Consider the following 4,102-nt stretch of genomic DNA (forward strand, 5'->3'; position numbering starts at 1 on the left):
TTGCCGTCAAGCGCGACCAGACCAAAGTGAAGGCGCGCGATTTCGGGTGAGTCTTTGAGTCCTATTGCTGATGATTCCGGGCTCGGTGGCCGATCACATGGTCACATTTTCTCACGACCAGATGCTGAGGCTCACTGCAACAAACCACCGGAGTTGATCCATAGCTGCCTCTTAACAGGCCGGTTGGCAGTAGCCGAAGTGGGCCGAGACCGGATTGGCGGCTTTGGAGCAAGCGGTGGGGGTAAGCGGACCTTCGTTGCCGCGGGCTCCGCAGCAGCTCCCGACTCGTTGCTGTCCTTCCCGATCAGCCCCGTACGGGCGGGGGAACGCCAGAAAGCGGGCGTAGGCGCTACGGGCGGAAGGCGCCAGGAGCCGCCGTTTTTGCGGAACCTCCGCTTAGTCGATTAGACACGAAGGGTGCCACTGGGGCGCTGGGCGGCCGCCGGCAGCCGATTTCGAAGACTTGTCGCTCGGGTTCCGCTGAGGCCAGTGCCGCGAGAGCCGTTCCGGCCGCGCCTGCGTTGCCGGCTATTGCGACTGCGCCCGCGGACGGAACTCGCAGCCGAGGGCCTCTTTGAGGAAGTCCGTCAAAACGAAGACCTCGATGTTATGCTGCTCGGTGTCGGAGACGAGCATGTATTTCTGATACTTCAACGTCGTGTCGACCTTCGGCGAGGTTATTTTCATCCTGCGCCGGGCGCCGGTCATGTCCTTTACGAGGTCCTCGTTGGCCAGCTTGGTGTCCCAGCAGATGACCGCGGCGAGCTTCGAAAACGAATGGTTGAAATCCCGCTGTAGCTCGAACTTCATCTCTACGAAGCGCAGGGCAGCTCTGTTCAGGTCGAGTGCCGTGTCCTGGGTGACCAGCAGGTCGTATCCGAACGCCGTATCGTAGTCGACGATGGAGAATCTGAACAGGTCCGGCTGGACCGCCAGGAGCTGCATGACGATGCTGAAGACGCCGCCCTCCTGGCGCGGTTCCAGCAGGGTCAGATCCTTGAACGAAGCCGCCTTCTTCTTCAGCGCCGCCTTTTTCCGCTTCTCGAAATCGCTCTCTTCGGCCTTGGCGTTTCTGTATTGCTGCTGCTTCTCCAATTCTTCCTGGTATTTCTGGAATTTCGAGTCGCCCGTTATGCGCTCCTTGAACACGCGTTCGACGGTCTTCTGGATGGCGGCCAGATCCGCGCCTGGCGTGTTGTCGATGTTGCTGCGGCTTGCCGTCAGCCGGAGGTCCTGGCAGTTGACAAACGCGTGGTACTTCGTCCACTCGCTCCGTTCCGCCACCCAGTTGTTCTTTCTCGCGACCGGGATGAAGTCCTTGCACAGCCAGAGGCCGTAGCGATCCTCGACGTTGTACTCGCCTTCCCGCCAGTCCTTCCACTTCTCGTGGAGCATCGGATTGATGCTCCGTTTGGCCTGGTCGCCTTCGAGGGAGAACACGACGTCGATCGTCGATCCGGGCTTGCCGTCGATCGGGACGTCGGCGAAGACCCACCGTGAACCGCGCCGGGTTTGCCGGAGGCTCCAACTCTTGAGTAGGATGGAGCCACGATGAACAAGACAACGACCAAATTCAGCCCTGAGGTCCGTGCCCGCGCGGTGCGGATGGTTTTGGATCATGAGAGCGAGCACACCTCGCGGTGGGCGCGAAGCTGCCGTTGGAAGACCTTCGACGGGCTTCCGCTTACCCCCTTCCTCGGTCGCCAGGATGAAATTGTGCGATGTTGGCTTTGCGGTCGCCAGCAGCCAAAGGGCGACAGAACCTACTCGACATTTACCAGATCGAGATCGGTGACTGGGTCAACGATCACCTACCCGTAAGCCGAAGCCATTCGCCGAGTTTCGACCATCGGCGCCGGCCGGCCACGTTGCGAACCGCGATGGCGAGGGCTTTGCGTTGTCCGACCAAGACGACAAGTTGCTTGCCCCGGGTGATGCCGGTGTAGAGCAGATTGCGCTGCAGCATCATGTAGTGCTGCGTCATCAGCGGGATCACCACGGCCGGATATTCCGATCCCTGGCTCTTGTGGATGGTCGCCGCATAGGCGGGCACGACCGCGTCGAGGTCGCCGAAGCCGTAGCTGACCGCGCGTCCGTCGAAATGAGCAACCAGTTCACCCTCGTCCGGATCGATTGTCGCGATATAACCGATATCACCGTTGTAGACCTCCCGGTCATAATCGTTCTCGATCTGCATGATCTTGTCGCCCGGCGCGAAGGTCCAGCCGAATTTCTCGATCTTGTTGTCGCCGGCCGGGTTGAGAGCCTTCTGCAGTTCGATGTTCAGCGCTCGCGCCCCAACCCCGCCGCGCGCCATCGGACAGAGCACCTGAATGTCGCGCACGGGATCGAGTTGGAAGCGGCGCGGAATGTGGGAGCGGACCAGATCGACGATGCGGCTGATCGCGGTCTCCGGATCCGCCGCCGGCACAAAATAGAAATCGCTCTGCGGATCCGGCCTGTCGAGATCGGGCATCTCGCCGCGGTTGATCCGATGGGCATTGATGATGATCCGGCTTGCGGCGGCCTGGCGGAATATTTCGGTCAGGCGCACCACCGGCATCGCGTCCGACCGGATGAAATCCGCCAGGACCTGGCCCGGACCGACGGAGGGGAGCTGATCGATGTCGCCGACGATCAGCAGGGCGGCCTGATCGGGCACCGCCTTGAGCAGCGCATGCATCAGGGGCACATCGACCATCGAGGTTTCGTCGATCACGAGCAGATCGCAGTCGAGCGGATGATCGTCACCGCGCCGGAAACCGCCGCCGCTTGGGTCGACTTCGAGCAGGCGATGGATGGTCTTCGCCTCGAAGCCGGTGGCCTCGCTCATCCGCTTGGCGGCCCGACCGGTCGGCGCGCAGAGGAGGAGATTGACGCCTTTCGCGGCGAGGATGCGCAGGATCGCCCTGACGATGGTGGTCTTGCCGACGCCGGGGCCGCCGGTGATCACCAGCAGTTTGGATACCAGCGCGCCCCGGACGGCCGCGCGCTGGCTCTCCGCCAGATCCAGACCGATGCGCCGGGCGACCCAGGGCAAGGCCTTGTCACTGTCGATCGCGGGCCAGGGCGGCGGCCCGTGCCGGATCGCCCGGATCCGGGCGGCAATCCCTTGCTCGGCGCGATAAAGCCCCGCGAGAAAGACGCATTCGGTGTCGCCCACGCGATCGGCGATCACATTGGCGTCATCGAGTTCCAGGCCCAAGCCGGTCTCGACCAAATCCCCCGGCACCTCCAGCAATGCGGCGGCAAGGGTCCGCAATTCGCCGCGCGGCAGGCCGCAATGCCCGTCGTCCATCGCCTCGGTCAGGGCATAGCCAATGCCGGCCCGGACCCGGATCATCGCGGTCGTCTCGATCCCCAGCCTCATCGCGATGGCATCGGCGGTCCTGAACCCGATCCCCCGGATATCGCGCGCGAGCCGATAAGGATTTTCGCTCATGACCTGGACGGCATCCGCGCCATAGGTCTTGTAGATGCGCACGGCACGCGCCGTACCGACGCCGTTGCTGTGCAGGAAGACCATGATCTCGCGGATGACCTTCTGCGCGGCCCAGGCTTCGGCGATGCGCCGGGCCCGGACCGCGCCGATCCCCGCGACGTCACGCAGGCGCTCGGGTGATCCCTCGATGATGTCGAACACTGCTTCGCCGAAAGCGTGCACCAGTTTCTTCGCATAGACCGGTCCGATGCCACGGATCATCCCCGAGCCCAGATAGCGTTCGATCCCCTCACGGCTGGTCGGGGCGGAGGTTTTCAGGAACTGCGCCTTGAATTGCGGGCCGTGGGTACGATCGTTCACCCAGTCCCCCGATGCGGTGATCCACTCCCCGGCGGCGATCGCCGCCGCATGGCCGACGATGGTCAGCAGGTCTCGATGGCCGCGCGCCTTGACCCGCAGCACGCAGAAGCCGGTCTCGGCATTGTGGAAGGTCACCCGTTCCACCAGCCCGGCGACCACCCCGCGGACCTGCTGCGGGGTTGAGACTACATCCATGACGCTACACTGCATCGGAAACCGGCTGCTTGGCGAGGCCGGTACTGTTCAAAGAGCTCGTCCATCGCGCTTGTGGCAAGCCGAGAGTTATTGCGTTTGGCGCCA

The 4,102-nt window shown here is 63.2% G+C and carries 2 protein-coding genes; both read right to left on the minus strand.

Annotation, left to right across the window (positions count from 1 at the left end):
- Positions 1–528 precede the first annotated feature (528 nt).
- On the minus strand, positions 529–1,620 hold the full coding sequence (locus AiwAL_RS19720) for a hypothetical protein (RefSeq protein ID WP_262313437.1): 1,092 nt from the start codon (positions 1,618–1,620) through the stop codon (positions 529–531).
- A 187-nt stretch (positions 1,621–1,807) separates the two neighbouring features.
- Positions 1,808–3,997, minus strand: coding sequence for an ATP-dependent RecD-like DNA helicase (locus AiwAL_RS19725; RefSeq protein WP_262313436.1), 2,190 nt, complete (start codon positions 3,995–3,997; stop codon positions 1,808–1,810).
- Positions 3,998–4,102 lie beyond the last annotated feature (105 nt).

This window comes from Acidiphilium sp. AL, assembly GCF_025499445.1.
GTDB classification, from domain to species: domain Bacteria; phylum Pseudomonadota; class Alphaproteobacteria; order Acetobacterales; family Acetobacteraceae; genus Acidiphilium; species Acidiphilium iwatense.